Annotated in this window: 22 protein-coding genes; 12 read left to right on the forward strand and 10 right to left on the reverse strand. The window is 61.5% G+C overall.

What is annotated here, in order from left to right; translation table 11 throughout:
• Window positions 1-30: 30 nt before the first annotated feature.
• From J3361_RS15130 to J3361_RS15140, 3 genes are read right to left on the reverse strand one after another with little or no spacing between them, the layout of a single operon-like run.
• Window positions 31-903, reverse strand: coding sequence for a rhomboid family intramembrane serine protease (locus tag J3361_RS15130; protein WP_207965266.1), 873 nt, complete (start codon window positions 901-903; stop codon window positions 31-33).
• Window positions 900-1,874, reverse strand: a complete 975-nt coding sequence (locus tag J3361_RS15135) for a metallophosphoesterase (RefSeq protein WP_186704978.1) — start codon at window positions 1,872-1,874, stop codon at window positions 900-902. The genes J3361_RS15130 and J3361_RS15135 overlap by 4 nt, the downstream gene beginning before the upstream one ends.
• Window positions 1,871-2,761, reverse strand: a complete 891-nt coding sequence (locus tag J3361_RS15140; RefSeq protein WP_003180647.1) for an NAD(+) kinase — start codon at window positions 2,759-2,761, stop codon at window positions 1,871-1,873. The genes J3361_RS15135 and J3361_RS15140 overlap by 4 nt, the downstream gene beginning before the upstream one ends.
• Window positions 2,762-2,866: 105 nt before the next feature.
• Here J3361_RS15140 and J3361_RS15145 point away from each other — a divergent pair, with 105 nt between their 5' ends.
• A complete protein-coding gene (locus tag J3361_RS15145; RefSeq protein WP_207965267.1) occupies window positions 2,867-3,832 on the forward strand; it encodes a DUF1853 family protein in 966 nt (321 codons plus the stop codon).
• Window positions 3,833-3,937: 105 nt separating this feature from the next.
• Here the strand turns inward: J3361_RS15145 and J3361_RS15150 are convergent, their stop codons facing one another.
• Both J3361_RS15150 and J3361_RS15155 read right to left on the reverse strand, forming a co-directional pair.
• Window positions 3,938-5,221 (reverse strand): arsenic transporter, encoded by a 1,284-nt coding sequence (locus J3361_RS15150; protein WP_207965268.1) that lies wholly within the window; start codon window positions 5,219-5,221, stop codon window positions 3,938-3,940.
• Window positions 5,222-5,447: 226 nt separating this feature from the next.
• Entirely contained in the window at window positions 5,448-6,005 is a 558-nt protein-coding gene (locus tag J3361_RS15155) for an NAD(P)H-dependent oxidoreductase (protein ID WP_207965269.1), read from the reverse strand.
• A gap of 185 nt (window positions 6,006-6,190) precedes the next feature.
• Here J3361_RS15155 and J3361_RS15160 point away from each other — a divergent pair, with 185 nt between their 5' ends.
• Window positions 6,191-6,442, forward strand: a complete 252-nt coding sequence (locus J3361_RS15160; RefSeq protein WP_186704870.1) for a hypothetical protein — start codon at window positions 6,191-6,193, stop codon at window positions 6,440-6,442.
• Window positions 6,443-6,527: 85 nt separating this feature from the next.
• Window positions 6,528-7,421 carry a LysR substrate-binding domain-containing protein gene (locus J3361_RS15165; protein WP_207965270.1) on the forward strand — a complete coding sequence of 298 codons (894 nt, stop codon included), beginning with the start codon at window positions 6,528-6,530 and terminating at the stop codon, window positions 7,419-7,421.
• Here J3361_RS15165 and J3361_RS15170 read toward each other — a convergent pair.
• From J3361_RS15170 to J3361_RS15185, 4 genes are all read right to left on the reverse strand, one after another.
• Window positions 7,387-8,001: a GNAT family N-acetyltransferase gene (locus J3361_RS15170; RefSeq protein WP_092145943.1), complete on the reverse strand. Its 615-nt coding sequence runs from the start codon at window positions 7,999-8,001 to the stop codon at window positions 7,387-7,389. The two genes, J3361_RS15165 and J3361_RS15170, sit on opposite strands and share 35 nt — an antisense overlap.
• 323 nt (window positions 8,002-8,324) lie before the next feature.
• Entirely contained in the window at window positions 8,325-9,089 is a 765-nt protein-coding gene (gene dnaQ / locus J3361_RS15175; protein WP_207965271.1) for a DNA polymerase III subunit epsilon, read from the reverse strand.
• Between the two features lie 236 nt (window positions 9,090-9,325).
• Window positions 9,326-9,778 carry a ribonuclease HI gene (rnhA, locus tag J3361_RS15180; protein WP_003180633.1) on the reverse strand — a complete coding sequence of 151 codons (453 nt, stop codon included), beginning with the start codon at window positions 9,776-9,778 and terminating at the stop codon, window positions 9,326-9,328.
• A gap of 90 nt (window positions 9,779-9,868) precedes the next feature.
• Window positions 9,869-10,627 (reverse strand): methyltransferase domain-containing protein, encoded by a 759-nt coding sequence (locus J3361_RS15185; protein ID WP_207965272.1) that lies wholly within the window; start codon window positions 10,625-10,627, stop codon window positions 9,869-9,871.
• A 65-nt stretch (window positions 10,628-10,692) separates the two neighbouring features.
• On the opposite strand from J3361_RS15185, the gene gloB reads away from it, so the two are divergent.
• The 8 genes from gloB to fabI all read left to right on the forward strand — a co-directional run bounded on the left by gloB (window position 10,693) and on the right by fabI (window position 21,483).
• Window positions 10,693-11,460 carry a hydroxyacylglutathione hydrolase gene (gene gloB, locus J3361_RS15190; protein ID WP_207965273.1) on the forward strand — a complete coding sequence of 256 codons (768 nt, stop codon included), beginning with the start codon at window positions 10,693-10,695 and terminating at the stop codon, window positions 11,458-11,460.
• Between the two features lie 99 nt (window positions 11,461-11,559).
• On the forward strand, window positions 11,560-13,008 hold the full coding sequence (locus J3361_RS15195) for a transglycosylase SLT domain-containing protein (protein ID WP_207965274.1): 1,449 nt from the start codon (window positions 11,560-11,562) through the stop codon (window positions 13,006-13,008).
• A 269-nt stretch (window positions 13,009-13,277) separates the two neighbouring features.
• Window positions 13,278-15,107, forward strand: a complete 1,830-nt coding sequence (locus J3361_RS15200; RefSeq protein ID WP_207965295.1) for an extracellular solute-binding protein — start codon at window positions 13,278-13,280, stop codon at window positions 15,105-15,107.
• The gene (locus tag J3361_RS15205) at window positions 15,104-16,957 is read left to right on the forward strand and encodes an extracellular solute-binding protein (protein WP_207965275.1); all 1,854 of its coding nucleotides are present in this window, start codon (window positions 15,104-15,106) and stop codon (window positions 16,955-16,957) included. The genes J3361_RS15200 and J3361_RS15205 overlap by 4 nt, the downstream gene beginning before the upstream one ends.
• Window positions 16,958-16,961: 4 nt before the next feature.
• Window positions 16,962-18,035: a microcin C ABC transporter permease YejB gene (locus tag J3361_RS15210; protein ID WP_207965276.1), complete on the forward strand. Its 1,074-nt coding sequence runs from the start codon at window positions 16,962-16,964 to the stop codon at window positions 18,033-18,035.
• A 1-nt stretch (window position 18,036) separates the two neighbouring features.
• A complete protein-coding gene (locus tag J3361_RS15215; protein ID WP_207965277.1) occupies window positions 18,037-19,056 on the forward strand; it encodes an ABC transporter permease in 1,020 nt (339 codons plus the stop codon).
• 1 nt (window position 19,057) lies between these two features.
• Complete coding sequence (locus tag J3361_RS15220; protein ID WP_207965278.1) at window positions 19,058-20,668, forward strand: ABC transporter ATP-binding protein; 1,611 nt, start codon at window positions 19,058-19,060, stop codon at window positions 20,666-20,668.
• Window positions 20,669-20,688: 20 nt separating this feature from the next.
• Window positions 20,689-21,483 carry an enoyl-ACP reductase FabI gene (gene fabI / locus J3361_RS15225; protein WP_003202751.1) on the forward strand — a complete coding sequence of 265 codons (795 nt, stop codon included), beginning with the start codon at window positions 20,689-20,691 and terminating at the stop codon, window positions 21,481-21,483.
• Between the two features lie 204 nt (window positions 21,484-21,687).
• Here fabI and J3361_RS15230 read toward each other — a convergent pair whose 3' ends face one another.
• Window positions 21,688-22,650 carry a sensor domain-containing diguanylate cyclase gene (locus J3361_RS15230; RefSeq protein WP_207965279.1) on the reverse strand — a complete coding sequence of 321 codons (963 nt, stop codon included), beginning with the start codon at window positions 22,648-22,650 and terminating at the stop codon, window positions 21,688-21,690.
• 137 nt (window positions 22,651-22,787) lie between these two features.
• Between J3361_RS15230 and J3361_RS15235 the strand changes: the two genes are divergently transcribed.
• Entirely contained in the window at window positions 22,788-23,612 is an 825-nt protein-coding gene (locus tag J3361_RS15235) for an AraC family transcriptional regulator (RefSeq protein ID WP_207965280.1), read from the forward strand.
• Window positions 23,613-23,750: the final 138 nt, after the last annotated feature.

Here is a 23,750-nt window from a genome sequence, read left to right on the forward strand (position 1 = left end):
TCGCGCATTCTCAAAAGACACAGGCGCCGGTCAAAGGGCCATTTTACGGCGAGCGAACAGCCCGCCCAATAACCCAGTGAAGCAGCCGACGAGCAGCCCGCCGACGTGGGCCGCGTTGGCGATCTCACCAAAACCGATCAGCGAAACCAGCCCGGACAGGCACAGCAGCAACCACACCAGCATCATCACCAGCACCCCGCGGGGCAAGTGATACGCCGGGTTCGGTGCGAGCAGTTGGTAGATCCAGCAATGGCCCAGCAGGCCGTACAACACCCCGGACAACCCGCCGAACAGCGTCGCACCGCTGAAAAAGTACTGGGCGAAATTGGAGACAAGGCTGAACAACAATGTCAGTCCTAATAAGTTGATGCCACCCTGGCGCGCTTCGATCCGCCGCCCCAGCTCCCAATACCACATGCCGTTCATGGCGATGTGCAGGAAACCGAAGTGGATCAGCATCGGCGTCACCAGGCGCCACCACTGCCCCGCCGCCAGGCTGTCGGCCAATGGCGTGAACTGGATGAAGTCGCCAACGACGCGGAACTCGAGGAAGGTCAGCCAGCGCAGGGTTTCAAGATGATCTCCCAGCAGGGTGACCGCGCTGACGATCAGGCTCAGCAACAGCACCACGGCCGTCACTGGGCTGCGGATCAGTTGCTGGACGAACCCCGCGCGCCGGGACGTGCTGGCGGTGTCCGGCAGCTCCAGTTGCTGATCGGGATCGCCAGCAGGAAAACGCGCGTACAACGAACGCACGTCCTCACTGATCTCGTCCGGCACCCAGAGCACCTGCTCGCCCGCCTCTTCGCTGACGCGATGGGGCACCTGCATGCGTTGCAGCAGCTTGACGAAGCCGCTCAGGTCCACTGCCAGGGGCAGGCGCAAAACCGCGACAGCACTCATTGCACCACCTCCGGCCGTTCGACATCGACCCAGACGAACTTGTGCGGATCCAGGCGGGTCTCCTGGTCGAGGCGATAGGCGACCAGCTTGCCGTAGAGCACCGCACTGTAGTCCAGGCAGGCCAGGTTCGGGCGGATTGGCGCAGGTTTGCCGCTGCGCCAATAGTGTCCGACGAACAGCAGCGGCTCATCGACCCCATAACGCAGCAGGTTGTTTTTTTCGTCCGGCGACAGCGGCGTGCGGGCGACCGGCTCCGGCAAGGCGTCGGGCTGGAACACGATGTCGCCGTAGGTCTGCGGGTTGTCTTCCCAGAACTTGGTACGGAAAAACGAACGGGTCAGGCCATCGCCACCGGTCAGCGTCAGGCCGTGGGGCAGGCGCATGTCCGTGCCGCGCAACAAGCGATCGAACACCGTGCAGGCGAAACTGCCCGATTCGGCCGAGGCCTGGAGGAAATGCTCGTCGATGCAACCGTCCGGGAACAACCCCCGTAACGGCTCGATCAGGCCCGCATCCCAACAGGCATGCACCACTCGGAAACGGCCGGCGTCGACAAACAACGGCAGCTCATAGAACCATTTGAGAAAGTCATGCCAGTCGCCGGGATGCTGCTCGAACTGGGTCAGGGTCTCGTTGAGCAGGCGGGCATGGCGCGGCGTGTGTTCGCGCACGTAGCGCTGGCCGCTGCCCGGCAATGCCGGTGTGCTCCAGCCCAGGGCGTTGAACTCGTGGTTGCCCATGATGCACAGCGCCTGGCCGGCCACGACCATGTCATGGACGATGTGCAGCGCCTCGCGAATCCGCGGGCCACGGTCGATGATGTCCCCCAGGAACACGGCCATGCGCGACGGATGCCGCCAGACCCCGCCCTGCTTGTGGTAACCGAGTCGGTCCAACAGGTGTTCCAGGGTCAGGGCGCATCCGTGCACGTCACCGATCAAATCGTAACTGCGCGCAGGATCGAGCATCAGTCGCCTCCACCCCCCAACCGACTGCCCCAGCCGAGCTTGGTCCGGCAGACTTCGTAGTAATTGTGATCCAGCGGATGGATCAGGCGCAGCTTCTGCGCTTTTTTGCTGACGGTGATGGTATCACCCGGCGCGCAGGTGAAATGGTTCTGACCGTCACAGGACACTTGCGGGTAGATCTGCATATCCTTGGACACGACGATTTTCAGCTCACTGTTGCCATCGACCACGATGGGTCGCCCAGACAAGGTATGGGGGTACATGGGCACAATCACAATAGCGTCGAGCTTGGGGTGCATGATCGGTCCGCCGGCCGACAGCGCATAGGCCGTGGAACCGGTGGGGGTGGCGACGATCAGGCCGTCGGCCTTCTGGCTGCAGACGAACTGGCCGTCGATGTACAGCTCGAATTCGATCATCCGCGTGGACTTGCCGGGGTGCAGCACCACGTCGTTGAGGGCGTCGCCCTGGCCGATCGCCTCGGCGTGACGGCGGACCTCGGCTTGCAGCAGGAAGCGGTTTTCCACCAGGTAGTGGCCGTCCAGCACTTCGGCGACCTTGATCTCCAGCTCGTCAGGGCGGATATCGGTGAGGAACCCCAGGCTGCCGCGGTTGATCCCCAGCACCGGGATATTGTGCCGCGCCAGGGCCCGGGCGGCGCCCAGCAGGCTGCCGTCGCCGCCCACCACGATGACCATGTCACACACCTCGCCGAGCATCTTGCGCGATGAGGTCTGCAGGCCATGGCCCGGCAGGACTTCGGCGATGGTATCTTCAAGGATCACATGCAGGTGCCGCTCCAGGAGGAAACGTTTGAGCCGGCGAACGGTGTCCAACACCTGCGAACTGCCCAGGCGACCGATGATGCCGATATTACGAAATTGCTCCATGAGGCTCCTGCGAAGGTCTGCGGCGGGCGAAAAACACGATTATGGGCGAAAGCGCGCCGTAGACAAAATCCTTTAAGCCTTCAGCGCAACGGCTATGCTCGCAAGATGATCCTGTTCCCTGAATTGCTGGACCTGCCCCGTCGCCTGCGCCATCCCGAAGTGCGCGACCTCGCGTGGGCGATCATCGCCCCGCCGATGCTCATCGACACGCCCTGGCCCCAGCGCCATCCGCTGGCCGGCAGCGACTGGGTGCAAGCGCCTGGAAGACTGGAGCACTGGCTGCGGCAACTGGACCGTGACAGCTACCCGCTGCTGCATTGCCTGTCCCAAGGGCGGACGCGACGCCTGGGCCTGTATTACGAAAGACTGTGGCAGTTTGCCGCGCAACACGCCCCGGGCATCGAACTGATTGCCGCGAACCTGCCGATCCGCCGCGAAGGCCATACCCTGGGCGAACTGGACCTGCTGCTGCGCGATCGCGACGGTATCCACCACCTGGAACTGGCTATCAAGTTGTACCTCGGGCCCCAGCACGGTAACGGACTGGACGCCGCACAATGGCTGGGCCCGGGCTGCCATGACCGGCTCGACCGCAAGCTGGCGCACTTGCGCGAACACCAGTTGCCGATCTCGGCCCGCCCGGAAAGCCGAGAGGCCCTGGCGGCACTGGGCATCGAGCCTTCGGGTCTCGAACTGTTTCGTTCCGAGCTCTGGTTGGGTGGGTATCTGCTGTACCCCTGGCCGGGCCAAGCCGAACCGCCGGCCGGCGCCCACCCCAGGCATTTGCGCGGTCGCTGGCTGCACCAGCGGGACTGGTCTGAATTTATCGCCCAACGCCCGCCAGGCCGCTGGCAACCCCTGCCCCGCGCCGCCTGGCTGGCCCCGGCGCATTATCCGGCCGAGCAGACCTGGAGCAGCGCGCAACTGGACGCCTGGCGATTGACCCTGGACCCCATGGCGCCGGCGCAGTTGATGGTGCGCCTGAACGAAAACGCCGAGGGCGAATGGGAAGAAGCCGAGCGGGTGTTCCTGGTGGCCGATCTTTGGCCGAATGTGCCGGGTAATGGCTGATTTTTTGCGGCGCATGGACGACCGCCTTCGCGAGCAAGCCCGCTCCCACAGTGGAATGCGTTTTCCCTGTGGGAGCGGGCTTGCTCGCGAAGGGGTCGCTACGGTCTAGAAGGACAACCGCACAGCCAAAGCCGCCAACGTCACCAACAACACCGGCACCGTCAGCACGATCCCGACCTTGAAGTAATACCCCCAGCCGATCTGGATATTCTTGCGCGCCAGCACATGCAGCCACAGCAAGGTCGCGAGGCTGCCAATCGGGGTGATTTTCGGACCCAGGTCGCTGCCGATGACGTTGGCGTAGATCATCGCCTCCTTCACCACCCCGCTGGCCTGGCTGGCGTCGATGGACAAGGCACCGATCAGCACTGTCGGCAAATTATTCATGACCGACGACAGCAACGCCGTCAGCACGCCCGTGCCCATGGCCGCGCCCCACACGCCATATTCGGCGAAACCGTTGAGCCACTGGGCCAGGTAACCAGTCAGTCCGGCGTTGCGCAAGCCATAGACCACCAGGTACATGCCGAGGGAGAAGATCACGATCTGCCAGGGCGCTTCCTTCATCGCCTTACGGGTGGAAATCTTGTGGCCATAGGCTGCGACCCCCAGCAACAGCGCAGCACAGACTGCCGAGATCGCGCTGATGGGAATCCCCAGCGGCTCCAGGGCAAAGCAGCCCAACAGCAGGATCACCAGCACCACCCAACCGGCGTAGAACGTTGCCTTGTCGTGGATCGCCGTGGCTGGATCGTCCAGTTGCTCCGGATCGTAGTCCCGCGGGATGTCGCGACGAAAGACCCACATCAGGATCGCCAGGCTGGCCGCCACGCTGACCAGGTTCACCGGCACCATGACCGCCGCATAGCGATTGAAACCAATACCGAAGAAATCCGCCGAGACGATGTTCACCAGGTTCGATACCACCAGTGGCAAGCTCGCGGTATCGGCAATGAAACCGGCGCCCATCACGAACGCAAGCGTCGCCGTCGGGGAGAAACGCAACGCCAGCAGCATAGAAATCACGATGGGGGTCAGGATCAGCGCCGCACCGTCATTGGCAAACAACGCCGACACCAGTGCTCCCAGCAGTACCATGAAGGCAAACAGCTTGCGCCCACTGCCCTTTCCCCAACGGGCCACATGCAGGGCCGCCCAGGCGAAGAACCCGGCCTCGTCCAGCAGCAGGCTGATGATGATCAGCGCGACAAACGTACCGGTGGCGTTCCAGATGATCTGCCAGACCAGGGGAATGTCACTGACCTGCACCACCCCGCTCAACAAGGCCAGCAGCGCGCCCAGCGTCGCGCTCCAGCCGACGCCAAGCCCCTTGGGCTGCCAGATCACCAGCGTAATGGTCAGCAGGAAAATCAACGACGCGATCAGCATGTACAACAGCCTTGGAAGGAGGATTTAAAAGAGGGAGTCAGCCGTGACGAAGAACGGCCGGTGGTGCGAAGGGGCGAATATATCCCACTGTGGGAGCAAGGCTTGCCCGCGATGAACGATATCGCGGTTCAGCTGTTAAACCGCGGCGCGGCCATCGCGGGCAAGCCTTGCTCCCACAGAAAACTACTTCACCACAAAGGTGCTTTGCTTGAATTCCAGAGAGGTATCAAACCTTCTTATGCTGCTCGACCCACTGGCCATAGGCATCGATGAATTTCTGCAGGAACGGTCGCACCGAATCCGACAGGTTGCCCGCCTCGTCAAACGCCGTACCGGCGCCACTCAGGTAGGCTTCCGGCTGCTGCATGCAGGGCACATCAAGGAACACCAGCGACTGGCGCAGATGGTGATTGGCACCGAAGCCACCGATGGCGCCCGGCGAAGCACTGATCACCGCGCCCGGCTTGCCGCTCAGGCAACTCTGGCCGTAAGGGCGCGAGCCGACGTCAATGGCATTTTTCAGCGGTGCCGGCACCGAACGGTTGTACTCTGGCGTGACGAACAACAACGCATCAGCCGCGCCCACCTGTTGGCGGAATGTGGTGTAGGCTGCCGGCGGCGTGACGTCGATGTCTTCGTTGTAAAGTGGCAACTCGCCGATCTCGATGATATTCAGCTTGAGGTTGGCGGGCGCCAGGTCAGCCAGCGCCAGCGCGACCTTGCGGTTGATCGATGCCTTGCGCAGGCTGCCCACCAAAACGGCCACGGTGTAGACATTACTCATGAGAGGCTTCTCGACTGTCGGCTCAAAGGAGCCTGTAGTTATAGATGATCGGCGTGACAATTGGACCAGTGGAGCGACGAAAACCGGCCGGTTCGACTATTTTTTTCATGTAAGAAAACTTACCACGCTTGGGCAAGGTCTACAGAACCGCAAATCGAGTGATCTATTTCCAGAGGTTCTAAGCAATGGCAGCAGTACTTGTCGGACAATTTCATGCACGGGACGCCGAAGGTCGCGTCTATTCGGTGCATGAGTTCCAGGAATCGGAGCCGTCTGCGGACGGTAGCGGCAAGGATGTCGTCACTTATAAACTGGCTATCGGTGATCGCGTCAGCAAACTCGACGAAGACCGATTCCTCCTGGTTCAGTCAGGCATCGAACTGAAACGCGAAGCCGCAACGTTCACCAGCGAACCTGAAGCGCAGATAGCGCTATAACCGGTTGTTAGAGCAGAAGTCATGCCCGGACTTGGGTTAGGATTCAGCCACTCAATGGCTCACCCGCCGAACATGGATTTCTTGCATGCGTTTACGCCACATCGAAGTGATCCAGGCGCTCCTGCAGACCGGCCACCTCGGCACGGCAGCTGAATGGCTGCAATTGCCGGTCGCGGAGGTCGAGGCGATCCTGCGCGATGCCGAGGCTCAACTGGGCTTCATGCTGTTCGCCAGCGTGCGCGGGCGCTTGCAGGCCACCCGGGAAACCCTTGAACTGCGCGACGGCATCACGCGGGTCTACGACACCCTCGAACCGGTGCAACGCCTGGCCAGCAGCCTGAAACACCATCAGGCACAGCCCTTGCGCATTATCTGCACCCCGCCGCTGGCCCAGCAGTTGTTGCCCCAGAGCATCGCCGCCTTGCGCCGCCGCCATCCGGATGCGCCGTGCACCCTGCTCAGCCAACCGACCCGTGACATCGTCCACAGCCTGCTGTTGCGTGAAAGCGACCTGGGCCTGAGCCTGCACGACCCTGAACATCCCGACATCCATTGCCAGATGATCGCCCAGGGCAAACTGCAATTGCTCGCGCCCCACGGCTGGCTGCAACCCCGGCAAAAATACATTTCGATCCAGGACCTGGCGGGCCAACCGTTGGTAGGCCTGGATGGCCATGACCCGCTGAGCCCTGCGTTCGAGCATAAGTTGGCGGCGCTGCGTCCGGCGCCGATGATCCAGATCCGCGTCCAGACTCATCAGATGATGCGCGCCATGGTCGAGGCCGGCGAAGGCCTTGCCATCGTCGACCCGTTCACCGCCTCGGGTGCCAAGGGCGGCGGCCTCGATGTCTGCCCGCTGTCGCCTGCCATCGCGATTGGCCTCTATGCCCTGAGCCTCAACGGCGCCCCCTCTTCACCCGCCCTTCAATCGCTGCTGGAGCGGGTTACGGAACAAGCCGAGGCGTTGCTGAGCCACTGATCGACATGCCCAGTGGGTCGTCGAACAACCGGTACCAGAACAACGCCACTTCGGCGGTATGCCGGTCAATGCCGCGATAGCGTAGGTGGTCGATACCACCCAGCACGTAACCGCATCGCTCATAGAGCCGGCAGGCGCCCAGATTGTTGTTCTGGGTCTCGAGCATGATGCCCGGCAGTTTTTTCTTGCGGCTCCAGAACTGAGCGACGTCGAGCAACGCCTTGGCCACCCCATGGCGACGGGCCGGGGCGTGCACCGCCAACTCATCAATATGGGCATAGCCGTTCCAGTTGGTACTGACCACCAGATGCCCTACCGGCTGGTCGTCGAGATAGGCCATGAAGATTTCGCTGTCCGGAGCGTTGCGGAAACTGCTGAACTCCTCGGGATCGATGCCATAGCACTTGCGATAGGGAACAATCGGCGTCACCGGCCATTGACTGACAGGACGACCGATCTGCGCCGTCGCGTAGTCGCTGACTTCAAAACTGAAGTCACTGCCCCAGATGTAGGCGGCAAAGCCATCATCGACGACTCGCACCGACAATCCGGGGTGCTTGGGATTCATGACCGGTTGCATACTGGGGAAGGTCCTCATTCCTTGAGGCAACCAACGGCGTGGTGCCATCCATTGCCCGTGTCTTTCAAATCTTCACACATCAAGCGGGATCCGTAGCCTGCCCGTTCCCTCAGGGTAGAAGGTCGTGGCGATTGTGGCGAGAAATGAACGATGGATGCAGTAGCTCAATTAAGGCTGGCTGAATCAATGTGGCGAGGGAGCTTGCTCCCGCTTGAGTGCGAAGCGCTCACAAAAAGGGGCTGCTACGCAGCCCAGCGGGAACAAGCTCCCTCGCCACAGGTTCTTTACTTACCTTGGGTGAACAGCATGGCTCTCACAGGGTTTCATCCGTGCGTGGCGGCCTGCGACTCGGCCAGTTGCGTCCACAATGCCGGAGCACCCGCGGATTTGGCGATGGCTTCCAGACGCGCGGCATGCTCGGCCAGGTCGTTTTCGCTGGCGCGGATGATCCGCGAGGGCTGGCGGTCAGCGGGCAAGCGGCGGATTTCCGTGGCCTGGTTGCCTGAGCCTTCGCCAGTACCGTTGCCGTCCGAGGCGTTGCCGGCCAGGGACAGGCTGGTCTGGCCGCCGGTCATGGTCAGGTAGACGTCGGCCAGGATCTCGGAGTCGAGCAAGGCGCCGTGCAGTTCACGACCGGAGTTATCGACGCCGTAGCGCTTGCACAAGGCATCGAGGCTGTTGCGCTGCCCCGGGTGGCGCTCCCGGGCCATCATCAGGGTATCGAGGATGGTGCAATGCTGGGTGATGTCGGCCCGGTCGTGCTGGCCCATCAGGGCGAATTCGTTGTTGATGAACCCGACGTCGAACGCCGCGTTGTGGATGATCAACTGCGCGCCCTGGATGAATTCGAAGAACTCATCGGCCACTTCGGCGAAACGCGGCTTGCCCACCAGGAATTCGTTGGTGATGCCGTGGACGCCGATGGCGCCCTCGTCACTTTCGCGGTCCGGTTGCAGGTAAACATGGAAATGCCGACCGGTCAGGCGCCGGCCGATCAGCTCGACACAACCGATTTCAATAATCCGGTGACCATCGGTCACCGGCATGCCGGTGGTTTCGGTATCCAGTACTACAGATCTGTTGGCCATCAGTGTTCAGCTCTCAACGGGCAGTCTTGCAAAAGCGCGGATGTTAACACGCTCACGAAGCGCAGTACTGCACACCGCTTTTGTGGCGAGGGGATTTATCCCCGCTGGGCTGCGAAGCAGCCCCGAAGTCAGAACCTGTGGTGTGTCAGGCAGATTAATAGGGCCGCTTCGCGCCCCAGCGGGGATAAATCCCCTCGCCACAAAACCAACCTATCCAGATCCTAACGAGCTCCCGATCAAGCCTGCTTATAGCCCCGCACCTCATCCACCCCACGATTGGCCAACTGATCGGCCCGCTCGTTGCCGTGGTGGCCGATGTGGCCACGCACCCATTTCCAGGTGACGTTGTGGCGGTTTACTTGCTCATCCAGCAGCTTCCACAGGTCGGCGTTTTTCACCGGCTCCTTCGCCGCCGTCTTCCAGCCGCGCTTCTTCCAGTTGGCCATCCACTCGTTGATGCCTTTCATGACGTACTGCGAGTCGGTCACCAACAACACATCGCAGGACCGCTTGAGCTCTTCCAGGCCTCGGATGGCGCCCATCAGTTCCATGCGATTGTTGGTGGTATTGGCTTCGCCGCCCCAGAGTTCCTTCTCCACGCCCTTGCACACCAGCAACGCGCCCCAGCCGCCCGGACCGGGGTTGCCCTTGCAGGCGCCATCAGTGAAGAGTTCTACGCTATCGCTCATGCCAATCTATCCAGGAAAAAATGCAAAGGCCCGCCGATCGGGCCCGACAAAACCCGCAGCCCAATGCCGGCAAGAACCATCAGAAAAAGGTTACGGCTCGATGTGGCGACGATTGACCTTGGCCATTGGCAAGGGAATCAGCTTGCCCATCGGCTCGCGTCGCGCCTGACGTACCGGGCGCAACCCGACCGCGATCTTGCGCGCCACCAGCAGGTAGAACCCGCCGCCGGACAGCTGCCAGTCGCCAGCCTTGCGCTCCCAGCCGGCCAGGCGTGCCTGCCACTTGGGTGACGCAAGCGGCGGACGATAGCACCCGAAGCGGCGTTTCTCCAGCGCGAAGCCCAGCAGGTTGAGCCAGTCGCCAACCCTCGACGCCGAGATGCAGCGGGCCTGACGCAAGGCATCGTGGGCGAATACATGACGCAACCCCCAGCTGCTCCAGGGATTGATACCGATGATCAACAGATGCCCGCCGGGGCGCACGCTGCTGGCGGCCTCGCGGAGCAAGCCGTGGGGCGACAGGCAGAAATCCAGCCCGTGCTGCATGACCACTACGTCGGCGGCATGCTCGCTCAGCGGCCAGGCCTGCTCTTCGCAGACGATTTCCACCCCGGGCAACGGCGCACCCAGGCGAACGTTGCGCTGGACTTGCGGCGCCGACGGCGGCGTTTGCGCCGACGGCCCGTAATGCACCAGATAGCCGCCGAAAAACCGGCCCAACTCGTCTTCGAGCATGCGCCGTTCTTCATCCAGCAAAAATTGCCCCACAGGGCCGGACAGCCATTCACGGGCGGCGCTGATCAACGCCAGCCAGTCAGGATCAGCCTGAGCGAACGCTTCATCGGTCATTGCATTCTCCAACGCGTCAGGAAGTTCTAAGATGCGCCTTTGTTTTCCGCTTGGCGAATTCCACGATGATACAGATCAGTGCCCTGCCCGCATTCACCGATAACTACATCTGGTTGTTACAGGACCACGCCACCCAGCGCTGCGCCGTGGTCGACCCGGGGGATGCCGCGCCCGTACAGGCCTGGCTCGATGCCCATCCGGGCTGGGTCCTGAGCGACATCCTGATCACCCACCATCACCATGATCATGTCGGCGGCGTCCAGACACTCAAGAACGCGACGAACGCGACCGTCTACGGCCCGGCCAGCGAAGACATCCCGGCGCGGGACCATGCACTGAATGATAACGACAAGGTCCATGTGCTGGGCTGGGACTTCGATGTCCATGCCGTGCCCGGCCATACGCTGGGGCACATCGCCTATTACCACCATGGCCTGCTTTTCTGCGGCGACACCTTGTTCGCCGCCGGTTGCGGCCGACTCTTCGAAGGCACACCCGCACAAATGCACCACTCGCTCAGCCGCCTCGCCGCCCTGCCTGAAGATACGCTGGTCTACTGCACCCATGAATATACCCTCAGCAACCTGAAGTTCGCCGCTGCCGTGGAACCGGGCAACCCGGACATCGCCGCCCGACTGGAAAAAGTCAGCCGCCAACGCGACGAAGGCGTCATCACCCTGCCTTCGACCTTGGCCCTGGAGAAACTCACCAATCCATTCCTGCGCACCGCTGAAACATCCGTTAAACAAAAAGCGGACGAACGGAACGGCCAGCGAAACCAGACGCCGAGTGAGGTTTTTGCGGCCTTGAGGGCTTGGAAAGATAAGTTCTAAGGCAGCTATCGATTGATACAAAAATTCTGAAAGGTTGACCTGTTGGGGTGCGCTTCCTAGAATCGGCCGACATTTTTGCCCGGAACTTACTTCCAGCCAATGTCGTCATCTATACGTAGGTCCGTCCAGTCAGACACATTGACCCGCTTGGCTCAAGCCATCGCGGTGGCTGTGTCCGCCACCTTGGCGGGCTGCCAGAGCACGAGCCAGCTGCCGCAGACCGACGCGGCGCACACCCCGAAGATCGCCGCTCGCGCCAAACAGAAGCCGGTTTGGCTCACCGAGAAACCCACCCCTCAAGTGCCCCAGGACGTCTGGGAGCGCATGCGCCAGGGCTTCCAACTGCAGGAAACAGCTGGCGTCAACCCGCGTATCGAGCAACAGCGCCTGTGGTTCGCCAGCAACCCTTCGGTCATGGAAAACGCCGGTGAGCGCGGCAGCCTGTACATCCATTACATCGTCGAACGCCTCGAAGAGCGCAACATGCCGCTGGAGCTGGCATTGCTGCCAGTGATCGAGAGCGCTTACAACCCCATGGCCTATTCCCGGGCCCACGCAGTGGGCCTGTGGCAATTCATCCCGTCCACGGGGCGTTACTTCAACCTGCGCCAGACCCGCTTCTACGACGGGCGTCGCGACATCACCGCCTCCACCACGGCCGCCCTGGACTACCTGACTCGCCTGCACGACATGTTCAACGGCGACTGGCTGCTGGCGCTGGCGGCCTACAACGCCGGGGAAGGCACGGTCAGCCGCGCCATCGAGCGCAACGAGAAACTGGGCTTGCCCACCGACTACTGGAACCTGCCGCTGCCCAGCGAGACCCAGGCCTATGTGCCGAAGTTGCTGGCGCTGTCCCAAGTCGTGCTCGCGCCCGATGCCTATGGCGTGAACCTCAACCCGATCGCCAACGAACCTTATTTCCAAGTCGTCGAAATCAACCAGCGCATGGACCTGTCCAAGGTCGCGGCGGTGGCCAACATCGACGAAGACGAGCTGTTCCAGCTCAACCCGGCTTTCAAGCAGCGCACCACCATCGACGGTCCCCAGCATTTGCTGGTGCCGACGTCCAAGGCCCAGTTGCTGACCGCCAGCCTGTCGACCATGCGCCCGGAAGAGTTGATCAGCCAGCGCGCCCTCAAGCCGGTTTTCGAATCCGCCGACGACAGCGAAGTGGAAGGTGCCAGGCGCACCTACCGCGTCAAGCGCGGCGACAACCTGGCCCAGATCGCCAAGGCCAACAAGGTCCAGACCAAGGATCTGCAACGTTGGAACAGACTCAGCGGCAACAAGCTCAAGGTCGGCCAGACCTTGGTGATGCAGGACACCAGGGCCAGCAAGACCACCGGCAAGCGCATCAGCACCGTGGTGGCCGCCAACAGCAAGAACCAGAAGAAGCAAACCCAGTACAAGGTCAAGCAAGGTGATTCCCTGTACGTGGTCGCCAAGCGCTTCAACGTGGAAATGCAGCACCTCAAGCGCTGGAACCCGCGAATGGGCAAGGCGCTCAAGCCTGGGCAGATGCTGACGGTCTATTCCCCACACTAAGTTGACCGGAAAATTTTGTGTAGTGAAGGAACTCATCTGCAGGAGCAAGGCTTGTGGGGAGTTCTGTGGGAGCAAGGCTTGCCCGCGATGGTCGCACCGCGGTTTAACAGTCGGACCGCGTTATCGTTCATCGCGGGCAAGCCTTGCTCCCACAGGTATCCGCTTAGCTGACTGGCATCCCCTCTAAACCCCGCCTTTTTCCTGCCGATACAAGCTGTTACTGTACAGGCCATAAAAGCCCAAGCCGCCTGGATCGGATCTCAGACTTGATACGTCCCCTCCTCCTGCTCCTGATCAGCCTGGCCTTGAGCTCTCCCGCCAGCGCAACCCTCAGCGAAAGCCATGGTTATGCGCAGTTCGGCACGCTCAAGTACCCGGCCAGGTTCACCCACTTCGACTGGGTCAACCCGCAAGCGCCCAAGGGCGGAGTCTTGCGGGTCATGGCATTCGGCACCTTCGATACGCTCAACCCTTACACATTCAAGGGCAGCAGCCCGGCTTCCACCCCGAATTTCCTGCAATACGGCATCAATGAGCTGAACGAACCGCTGATGGTCGGCACCGGCCAGTACGCACCGTCCGGTGATGAACCGACGTCGAGCTATGGCCTGATCGCCCAGTCGGTGGAATACAGCGAAGATCGCAGCTGGGTGGTGTTCAACCTGCGCCCCGAGGCGCGGTTCCACGATGGCGTGCCCATCACCGCTTATGACGTAGCGTTCTCCTACAGGACACTGCTCAAGGACGGCCATCCGCAATACCGCACCAACCTGCAGGAAGTGCTGCGGGTCGATATTCTCAACCCACTGAAAATCCGCTTTGTCTTCAAGCGCGCGGGCAATCCGCTGCTGATCCTGCGCCTGGGTGAGCTGCCGGTGTTGCCCCAGCATTACTGGAAAGGCCGCGATTTCAAGGCGACGACCTTCGAGCCGCCCTTGGGCAGCGGGCCGTATCGCATCACCAAAGTGCAACCCGGTCGCCAACTGGTGTTCGAACGGGTCAAGGACTACTGGGGCAAGGATCTGCCGGTCAATCGCGGCAAGTACAACTACGACCGCATGGACGTGGAGTTCTACCGTGACAGCGAAGTTGCCTTCGAAGCCTTCAAGGCCGGTGAATTCGACATCTACATCGAGCATCAGGCCAAGAACTGGGCCAACGGCTATCAATTCCCGGCGGTCAACCGCGGCGATGTGATCAAGGCGCAGATCCCCCACCAGATCCCGACCCAGACCCAAGGCCTGTTCATGAACACCCGGCGCGGCACGTTCGCCGAGATCAAGGTGCGGGAAGCCCTTGGGCTGATGTTCGATTTCGAGTGGACCAACCGTACCCTGTTCAGCGGTGCCTACAAGCGCACCCTCAGCTACTACCCCAACAGCGAGTTCTCTGCCACCGGCTTGCCGGTGGGCCATGAATGGCTGCTGCTCAAGCCGTACCGCGAACAATTGCCGTCCAAACTGCTCACCGAACCCTTCAGCTTGCCCAAGACCGACGGGCGCGGCATTCCCCGGGAAACCCTGCGCAAAGCATTGGCATTACTGAAGGAGGCCGGTTGGAGCCTCAACGGCCAGCGCCTGCTAAACGCCGATAGCCAGCCCCTGAGTTTCGAGATCCTGCTGGTGAACCCGAACCTGGAGCGGATCCTGCAACCCTACGTCGAGAACCTCGCCAGCATCGGCATCCAGGCCCGGCTGCGCACGGTGGACCGCGCCCAATACAAGCAGCGCCTGGACCAGTTCGACTTCGACATGATCCTGCTCACGCTGGGCCAGACCCTCAGCCCTGGCCTGGAGCAATGGCAGTACTTCCACTCCAGCCAGGTCGGGGTCAAGGGCAGCAAGAACTACGCCGGGATCGCCAACCCGGTGGTCGACCACCTGTTGGAAAAACTGCTCGCCGCCCAGACCCGCGACGAACAGGTCGCCGCCGGCAAGGCCCTGGATCGCGTGCTGTTGTGGCAGCATTACTGCATTCCCAACTGGTATCTCAATTATCATCGCCTGGCGTACCGCAACCGGTTCGCCTTCGTCACCACGCCGCCCTACACCCTAGGCCTGAGCGCCTGGTGGCTGAAATCTTCGGAGAAAGATCAATGAAGCCTCTACGTGCCCTGCTCCTGCAGGCCAGTTGCCTGTTATTCGCCGGGCTGGCCTGCGCCGCGCCGCAGCACGCCTTGACGCTGTACAACGAGCCGCCGAAGTACCCGGCGGATTTCAAGCATTTCGACTACGTGAACCCCGATGCGCCCAAGGGTGGAATATTCCGCCAAGGCGGATTTGGCAGCTTCGACAGCCTCAACCCGTTCATCAGCAAAGGCGTACCGGCCGACGACATCGGTTTGATCTACGACACCCTGGCCAAGCAAGGCCTGGACGAACCGTTCACCGAATACGGGTTGATCGCCGAAAAAATCGAGAAAGCCCCGGATAATGGCTGGGTACGCTTCTACCTGCGCCCCGAAGCCCGTTTCAACGATGGCCACCCGGTACGCGCAGAAGACGTAGTCTTCAGCTTCCAGACCCTGACCAAGGACGGCGCCCCGATGTTTCGCGGCTATTACAACGACGTCGCCGAAGTCATCGCCGAAGAACCGCTCAAGGTCCTCTTCAAGTTCAAGCACACCAATAATCGCGAGCTGCCATTGATCCTCGGACAATTGCCCGTCCTGCCCAAGCACTGGTGGGCCAGTCGAGATTTCAGCAAGGGCAACCTTGAGATCCCCTTGGGCAGCGGTCCCTACAAGGTCACCGAAGTGAAGGCCGGACGCTCGATCCGCTATGAGCGCGTGAAGGACTATTGGGGCAAGGACCTGCCGGTCAACCGTGGTTTCTACAATTTCGACGTGCTGACTACCGACTATTACCGCGACAACACCGTGGCCGTGGAGGCCTTGAAAGCCGGACAGTTCGATTACTGGCTGGAAATGGCCGCCAAGAACTGGGCCAACGCCTATAACATCCCTGCCGTGACCGAAGGTCGGTTGATCAAGGAACAGATCCCCAACGGCAACCCTACCGGCATGCAGGGCTTTATCTACAACCTGCGTCGCCCGGTTTTCCAGGACGTACGGGTACGCAAGGCCCTTAGCCTGCTGCTGGACTTCGAGTGGACCAACAAACAGCTGTTCCATGGTGCCTATGCCCGCACCCGCAGCTATTTCGAGAACTCGGAGATGGCGGCAACCGGGCTGCCTGGCGAAGACGAACTGAAAATCCTCGAACCCTTGCGCGGCAAGATTCCCGAGCAGGTCTTCACCGAAGCCTTCCAGCCTTCCATGTGTGACGGCAGCGGCATGATCCGCGACCAGCAACGCAAGGCCTATCATCTGCTGCAGGAGGCCGGATGGCGCATCGTCGACGACAAGATGGTCGATGCCCAAGGCAAGCCCGTGGTGCTGGAGTTTCTGCTGGCCCAGACCGAGTTCGAGCGGGTCTTGTTGCCATTCAAGCGCAACCTGAGTGACTTGGGCATCGAACTGGTCATCCGCCGCGTCGATGTCTCCCAGTACATCAACCGTGTGCGCTCGCGGGACTTCGACCTGGTAGTGGGCAGCTTCCCGCAATCCAGCTCGCCAGGTAATGAACAGCGCGAGTTCTGGATGTCCGCCGCCGCCGACAAGCCCGGCAGCCGCAACACCATGGGCTTGAAGGACCCGGCCGTGGACCAACTGGTGGAGCAATTGATCAATGCCGATTCGCGCAAAAGCCTGGTGGCCCATGCCCGGGCATTGGACCGCGTCCTGCAATGGGGCTACTACGTGATCCCCAACTGGCACATCAAGACCTGGCGCGTGGCCTACTGGAGCCACATCGACCATCCGAAAGTTACCCCGACCTACGACATCGGCACGACCACATGGTGGGTCAAGCCGGACTTCAAGCCGGCTGATGAAGTGCTGCAACAATTCTCCGAGCAGCGAAACAGCGCCCCTGCGAGCATGGAGTAACAAGATGCTGGCTTATATCTTTCGGCGACTGCTGCTGATCATTCCGACCCTGTTCGGCATTCTGTTGATCAACTTCATCATCATCCAGGCCGCGCCCGGTGGGCCGGTGGAACAGATGATCGCCAAGCTCGAGGGCTTCGAGGGCGCCACCAGCCGCATTGCCGGCGGTGGTGCTGAAGTGTCGGTGGCCGGTTCCTCCTACCGCGGTGCCCAGGGCCTGGACCCGGCGCTGGTCAAGGAAATCGAACGCATGTACGGCTTCGACAAGTCGGCGCCCGAACGCCTGTGGATCATGATCAAGAATTACGCCCGCCTGGACTTCGGTGACAGTTTTTTCCGCGACGCCAAGGTCATCGACCTGATCAAGGAAAAAATGCCGGTGTCCATCTCCCTCGGCCTGTGGAGCACGCTGATCATGTACCTGGTGTCGATCCCGCTGGGGATCGCCAAGGCGACGCGGCATGGCAGCCATTTCGACGTGTGGACCAGCTCGGCAATCATCGTCGGCTACGCGATCCCGTCGTTCCTGTTCGCCATCCTGCTGATCGTGGTATTTGCCGGCGGCAGTTATTTCGACTGGTTCCCGCTACGCGGACTGACTTCCAACAACTTCGACGAATTGAGCATGGGCGGCAAGATCCTCGATTACTTCTGGCACCTGGCCTTGCCGGTGACGGCCCTGGTGATCGGCAACTTCGCCACCATGACCCTGCTGACCAAGAACAGCTTCCTCGACGAAATCAACAAGCAATACGTGGTTACCGCCAAGGCCAAGGGCCTGACCCGCCATCGGGTGCTCTACGGCCATGTCTTCCGCAACGCCATGCTGCTGGTGATCGCCGGTTTCCCGTCGGCATTCATCGGGATCTTTTTCACCGGCTCGCTGCTGGTGGAAGTGATCTTCTCCCTCGACGGCCTCGGCCTGATGAGTTTCGAAGCGGCCATCAACCGCGACTATCCGGTGGTGTTCGGCACCCTGTTCATCTTCACCTTGCTGGGCCTGGTGGTGAAACTGATCGGCGACTTGACCTATACCTTTGTCGATCCACGTATCGACTTCGAAAGTCGGGAGCATTGAGATGAACCTGTCCCCTCTCAATCGCCGTCGTTTCGAACTGTTCAAGGCCAACAAGCGTGGCTGGTGGTCGCTGTGGCTGTTTCTGGTCCTGTTCGGGCTGAGCCTGGGCGCCGAGTTGATCGCCAACGACAAGCCGTTGGTGGTGCATTACGACGACGGCTGGTACTTCCCGGCCCTCAAGCGCTACCCGGAAACCACGTTCGGTGGCGAGTTCCCCCTGGAAGCCAACTACAAGAGCCCCTACATCCGCGAACTGCTGGCGGCCAAGGACGCCTGGGTGGTGTGGGCACCGATTCCGTTCAGCTACCAGAGCATCAATTACGACCTGAAGGTCCCGGCCCCTGCTCCCCCTTCGTCCATGAATTGGCTGGGTACCGATGACCAGGGCCGCGATGTCCTGGCCCGGGTCATCTATGGCTTCCGCATCTCGGTACTGTTTGCCCTGACGCTGACCGTGCTCAGCTCGATCATCGGCGTGATCGCCGGCGCGCTGCAGGGTTTCTATGGCGGCTGGGTCGACCTGGCCGGGCAGCGCTTCCTGGAAATCTGGTCCGGGCTGCCGGTGTTGTACCTGTTGATCATCCTGGCCAGCTTCGTGCAGCCCAATTTTTGGTGGCTACTGGGGATCATGCTGCTGTTTTCCTGGATGAGCCTGGTGGACGTGGTCCGCGCCGAGTTCCTGCGCGGGCGCAACCTGGAATACGTGCGCGCCGCGCGAGCACTGGGCATGCAGAACGGCGCGATCATGTTCCGCCACATCCTGCCCAACGCCATGGTCTCGACCATGACCTTCATGCCGTTCATCCTCACCGGCGCCATCGGCACCCTCACCGCCCTGGATTTCCTCGGCTTTGGCCTGCCGCCAGGCGCGCCGTCCCTGGGCGAATTGGTGGCCCAAGGCAAGTCCAACCTCCAGGCGCCATGGCTGGGCATCAGCGCGTTCGCCGTGCTGGCCCTGATGCTGAGCCTGTTGGTGTTCATCGGCGAGTCCGCTCGCGATGCCTTCGATCCGAGGAAGTGATATGAACCAGGATAATCTGATCGAAGTACGCGACCTGTCGGTGGAATTCGTTGTCGGCGAACGCCGCCAGCGCGTGGTCGAGGGCGTCAGCTTCGATATCAAGCGCGGCGAAACCCTGGCCCTGGTGGGTGAAAGCGGCTCGGGCAAATCGGTTACGGCCCACTCGATCCTGCGCTTGCTGCCCTACCCCCTGGCCCATCACCCCAGCGGGACCATCCAGTACGCCGGCCAGGATTTGCTGGGGTTGAAAGAAAAAACCATCCGGCATATCCGTGGAAATCGGATCGCGATGATCTTCCAGGAGCCGATGACCTCCCTCAACCCGTTGCACTCCATTGAAAAACAAATCAATGAAGTGCTCGGCATCCACAAGGGCCTGAGCGGCAAGGTCGCGACCCGCCGGACCCTTGAGTTGCTGGAACTGGTTGGCATCCCCGAGCCCCACAAGCGCCTCAAGGCCCTGCCCCACGAGCTGTCGGGCGGCCAGCGCCAGCGGGTGATGATCGCCATGGCCCTGGCCAACGAGCCGGAACTGCTGATTGCCGATGAGCCGACCACCGCTCTGGACGTCACCGTCCAGCTGAAAATCCTCCAATTGCTCAAGGAATTGCAGGCGCGCCTGGGCATGTCGCTGCTGCTGATCAGCCACGATTTGAACCTGGTGCGAAGAATTGCGCATCGCGTATGTGTCATGCAGCGCGGTTGCATCGTCGAACAGGCATCGTGCGAAGAGTTGTTCCGCGCACCGCAGCATCCGTACACTCGGGAACTGCTGGGCGCCGAACCCAGCGGCATCCCGGCGACCAATGTCGTCGGCCCGCCGCTGTTGCAGGTCGAGGACCTGAAAGTCTGGTTCCCGATCAAGAAAGGCCTGTTCAAACGCACGGTGGACTACATCAAGGCCGTGGACGGCATCCGCTTCAGCCTGCCCCAGGGCCAGACCTTGGGCATCGTCGGCGAAAGCGGCTCCGGCAAGTCCACCCTGGGGCTGGCAATCCTGCGGTTGATCGGCAGCCAGGGCGGGATCCGTTTCGAAGGCAAGCAGCTGGACAGCCTGACGCAGCAACAAGTTCGGCCGCTGCGCCGGGAGATGCAAGTGGTGTTTCAGGACCCGTTCGGTAGCCTGAGCCCAAGGATGTGTGTGAGCCAGATCGTCGGCGAAGGCCTGCGGATCCACAAGATCGGCACCGAAGCCGAACAGGAACAAGCGATAATCGCGGCATTGAAGGAGGTAGGCCTGGACCCGGAAACCCGGAACCGCTACCCCCATGAATTTTCCGGAGGGCAACGGCAGCGTATCGCCATTGCCCGGGCCCTGGTGCTCAAGCCGGCGTTGATTCTGCTGGATGAACCGACGTCGGCCCTGGACCGTACCGTGCAACGCCAAGTGGTGGAGCTGTTGCGGTCGTTGCAAACCAAGTACAACCTGACGTACCTGTTTATCAGCCATGACCTGGCTGTCGTCAAAGCGCTGAGCCACCAGTTGATGGTGGTCAAGCATGGCCAAGTGGTCGAACAAGGTGATGCCCGCAGCATATTCGCCGCGCCGCAGCACCCCTATACACAGCAGTTGCTGGAGGCCGCCTTCCTGGCCCCAACAACTGCCGAATAACCTGAAAAGAGGAGCAACACATGGGTTTTCTCGCCGGTAAGCGCGTACTGATCGTCGGTGTCGCCAGCAAGCTGTCCATCGCATCCGGCATCGCCGCCGCCATGCATCGCGAGGGCGCTGAGCTTGCCTTCACTTATCAGAACGACAAACTCAAGGGTCGTGTCGAAGAGTTCGCACAGGGCTGGGGCTCGAGCCCTGAGCTGTGCTTCCCGTGCGACGTGGCCAGCGATGAAGAAATCGCCAAGGTCTTCGAAGAACTGAGCAAGAAGTGGGACGGCCTGGACTGCATCGTGCACTCCGTGGGCTTCGCCCCGGGCGACCAACTGGACGGCGACTTCACCGAAGCCACCACCCGTGAAGGTTTCCGCATTGCCCACGACATCAGCGCCTACAGCTTCGTGGCCCTGGCCAAGGCCGGTCGCGAAATGATGAAAGGCCGCAACGGCAGCCTGCTGACCCTGTCGTACCTGGGCGCCGAGCGCACCATGCCGAACTACAACGTCATGGGCATGGCCAAGGCTTCCCTGGAAGCCGGCGTTCGCTACCTGGCTGGCTCCCTGGGCCCGGACGGCACCCGCGTCAACTGCGTATCGGCAGGCCCGATCCGCACCCTCGCCGCTTCCGGCATCAAGAACTTCCGCAAGATGCTGGCCGCCAACGAAGCGCAAACCCCGCTGCGTCGCAACGTCACCATCGAAGAAGTCGGCAACGCCGGCGCCTTCCTGTGCTCGGACCTGGCGTCGGGCATCAGCGGTGAAATCATGTACGTGGACGGCGGCTTCAACACCACCGCCATGGGTAACATCGAAGAGTAATCTTCACGCGCACCGCGCTTGAAAAACGCCGCTCGTCCTGGAAAGGGCAAGCGGCGTTTTTTTATGCTCTCACTACAAATCCCCTTGTGGGAGCGAGCCTGCTCGCGATTGCGGTGGGTCAGTTGGCATAAATGTTGAGTGTGACTCGGTCATCGCGAGCAGGCTCGCTCCCACAGGGATAGGCGGTGGCCTGATCAGTCTGTGTTAACTGCGCAGCGCCTGTTTCTGCGCATACATCGCCGCATCGGCGTCAGCCATTAGATTGTCGATCGACCGATGGCGCTGGGCGTCGTACTCGATCTGGCCAACGCTGAAACGAATGTCATAGCCGCGCTGCAACATCGCATTGCGTTCATCAAGGATTTCCTGGAGCCGCGCCATGATTGTCGTTGTCTCGATATGGGAAGAACCCGTGAGCAGCGCCACGAATTCATCACCGCCCAAGCGACCGATCACATCACTTTCGCGAAAGGCGATGCGCAGCACATCGGCGAAGGTTTTCAGCGCGTTGTCACCCTCGGCGTGCCCATAGCGATCATTGATCGGCTTGAAGTCATTGAGATCGAAGAACAGCAGCGTCGCCGGTCGCGACAAGCGATCACACACATTCAATGCATGCTGGGCCAGCGTCCTGAAGCCGCGGCGATTGGACAACAGCGTCAGCTCGTCCATGCTCGCCATCTGCACCGCGACCATTTCCTGCTCGGCCATGCGCGCCAAGTCACGCAGCAGTTCGCGCTCTTCGTCATTGAGCCGGCGCGGCCTGGTGTCGAGCAGGCACAACGTGCCCAGCTTACTGCCGTCCTCCAGCCCCAGCGGATGCCCCGCGTAGAAGCGAATGCCAGGCGTGTCCGTGACCAACGGGTTGTCGTGGAAGCGCTCATCCTGTTCCGCGTCGCAGATCTCCAGGATCTGATCCTGCAAAATCGCATGCCCGCAAAAGGAAACTTCCCGCGAGGTTTCGCTGGCGTCCAGGCCAGCACTGGACTTGAACCACTGCCGGTTGGCGTCCACCAGCGACACCAGGGCGATGGGCACGTCAAACAGACGCCGAGCAAGGCGGGTCAGGCGATCGAACCGCTCTTCCGGTGCGGTATCGAGCAGCTTGAGCGAGTGCAGATTCTTGAGGCGAACGGCTTCGTTGTCCGGTTTACCTGGCGCAAGCATCGGAAACTCCATTGGCGGGACTTTCTGGAGTCTAGTCCAGGAACGACCGCCGTTGGACAGAACAACCAAATCCAACGGGCATTTGCCGGCCAGGGCTAATACACTGCCACCCAGGTTCAAGACGAGGACGCTGACCGATGAAGCACGCCAACCCTGACGCCGCCCCACGCTTCTGGCGCGACGCGGCCCTGCCCTTCATCGAAGCCAGGGCCATCGACGATGGGCGCAAGGTTTGCTATTCGCGTCACTCCCATGATCACTTCTCCATCGGCGCGATCACCGCCGGGCGCAGCACCTATATTCACGAGCGCTCGAGCTTCCAAGTGGAAAGCGGCACGGTGGTGCTGATGAACCCCGGCGACGTCCACGCCTGCAACCCGATCGACGATCAGCCGTGGTCCTACGTGATGCTGTACGTCGACACCCTGTGGCTCCGGGACTTGCAGCGTCGTATCGGCTTTGACCAAAACCTGGATTTCCAGGGGTTCGCCACCACGCACAGCCGCGACGCGGAGCTGTTTGCCGCACTGGGAAGGTTGTATGGCCAATTGCTGGACGGGCAACTCGACACGACCGGCAAGCACGCCGCCGCCGAGGCGTTCTTCATCGACCTGCAACAACGGCTCAACCCTGCCGGTCGTCCGGACCGGGGCAGTCATCCAGGGCTGATGCGTGCGGCGCAATTTATCCACGACCATTGCAGCGAAGCCTTGAAGCTCGAAGACATCTGTGCCGCCGCGCAGCTGTCGCCGTCCTACCTGAGCCGAGCCTTCAAGCGCCATTACGGGATGACGCCCCACGCCTTCCTGGTCAACCGTCGGATCCAGTTTGCCCGGCGCCAATTGCGCGAAGGCAAGCTGATCGCCGATGTAGCGCTGGAGAGCGGGTTTGCCGACCAGGCGCATTTCCAGCGCGCTTTCAAGCAACACCTGGCGGCGACGCCCGGGCAATATCGCGGCTGATACCGCAGCCCGGAAATGGGGTGAGTCCCCCTGTGGCGAGGGAGCTTGCTCCCGCTGGGCTACGCAGTAGCCCTCGATTCTGGGCGACTGCTGCGCAGTCGAGCGGGAGCAAGCTCCCTCGCCACAACAGCGTTCCCA

The organism is Pseudomonas sp. OA65, from assembly GCF_017498305.1.
Taxonomy (GTDB): Bacteria; Pseudomonadota; Gammaproteobacteria; order Pseudomonadales; family Pseudomonadaceae; genus Aquipseudomonas; species Aquipseudomonas zanjanensis.

Coding starts and splice junctions, on each gene's coding strand:
- gloB (WP_207965273.1), top strand. CDS start 10,693: ATGATACAGATCAGTGCCCTGCCCGCATTCACCGATAACTACATCTGG.
- J3361_RS15145 (WP_207965267.1), top strand. CDS start 2,867: ATGATCCTGTTCCCTGAATTGCTGGACCTGCCCCGTCGCCTGCGCCAT.
- J3361_RS15155 (WP_207965269.1), bottom strand. CDS start 6,005: ATGAGTAATGTCTACACCGTGGCCGTTTTGGTGGGCAGCCTGCGCAAG.
- J3361_RS15165 (WP_207965270.1), top strand. CDS start 6,528: ATGCGTTTACGCCACATCGAAGTGATCCAGGCGCTCCTGCAGACCGGC.
- dnaQ (WP_207965271.1), bottom strand. CDS start 9,089: ATGGCCAACAGATCTGTAGTACTGGATACCGAAACCACCGGCATGCCG.
- J3361_RS15185 (WP_207965272.1), bottom strand. CDS start 10,627: ATGACCGATGAAGCGTTCGCTCAGGCTGATCCTGACTGGCTGGCGTTG.
- J3361_RS15220 (WP_207965278.1), top strand. CDS start 19,058: ATGAACCAGGATAATCTGATCGAAGTACGCGACCTGTCGGTGGAATTC.
- J3361_RS15195 (WP_207965274.1), top strand. CDS start 11,560: ATGTCGTCATCTATACGTAGGTCCGTCCAGTCAGACACATTGACCCGC.
- J3361_RS15210 (WP_207965276.1), top strand. CDS start 16,962: ATGCTGGCTTATATCTTTCGGCGACTGCTGCTGATCATTCCGACCCTG.
- J3361_RS15170 (WP_092145943.1), bottom strand. CDS start 8,001: ATGCAACCGGTCATGAATCCCAAGCACCCCGGATTGTCGGTGCGAGTC.
- fabI (WP_003202751.1), top strand. CDS start 20,689: ATGGGTTTTCTCGCCGGTAAGCGCGTACTGATCGTCGGTGTCGCCAGC.
- J3361_RS15205 (WP_207965275.1), top strand. CDS start 15,104: ATGAAGCCTCTACGTGCCCTGCTCCTGCAGGCCAGTTGCCTGTTATTC.
- rnhA (WP_003180633.1), bottom strand. CDS start 9,778: ATGAGCGATAGCGTAGAACTCTTCACTGATGGCGCCTGCAAGGGCAAC.
- J3361_RS15160 (WP_186704870.1), top strand. CDS start 6,191: ATGGCAGCAGTACTTGTCGGACAATTTCATGCACGGGACGCCGAAGGT.
- J3361_RS15235 (WP_207965280.1), top strand. CDS start 22,788: ATGAAGCACGCCAACCCTGACGCCGCCCCACGCTTCTGGCGCGACGCG.
- J3361_RS15140 (WP_003180647.1), bottom strand. CDS start 2,761: ATGGAGCAATTTCGTAATATCGGCATCATCGGTCGCCTGGGCAGTTCG.
- J3361_RS15230 (WP_207965279.1), bottom strand. CDS start 22,650: ATGCTTGCGCCAGGTAAACCGGACAACGAAGCCGTTCGCCTCAAGAAT.
- J3361_RS15130 (WP_207965266.1), bottom strand. CDS start 903: ATGAGTGCTGTCGCGGTTTTGCGCCTGCCCCTGGCAGTGGACCTGAGC.
- J3361_RS15215 (WP_207965277.1), top strand. CDS start 18,037: ATGAACCTGTCCCCTCTCAATCGCCGTCGTTTCGAACTGTTCAAGGCC.
- J3361_RS15150 (WP_207965268.1), bottom strand. CDS start 5,221: ATGCTGATCGCGTCGTTGATTTTCCTGCTGACCATTACGCTGGTGATC.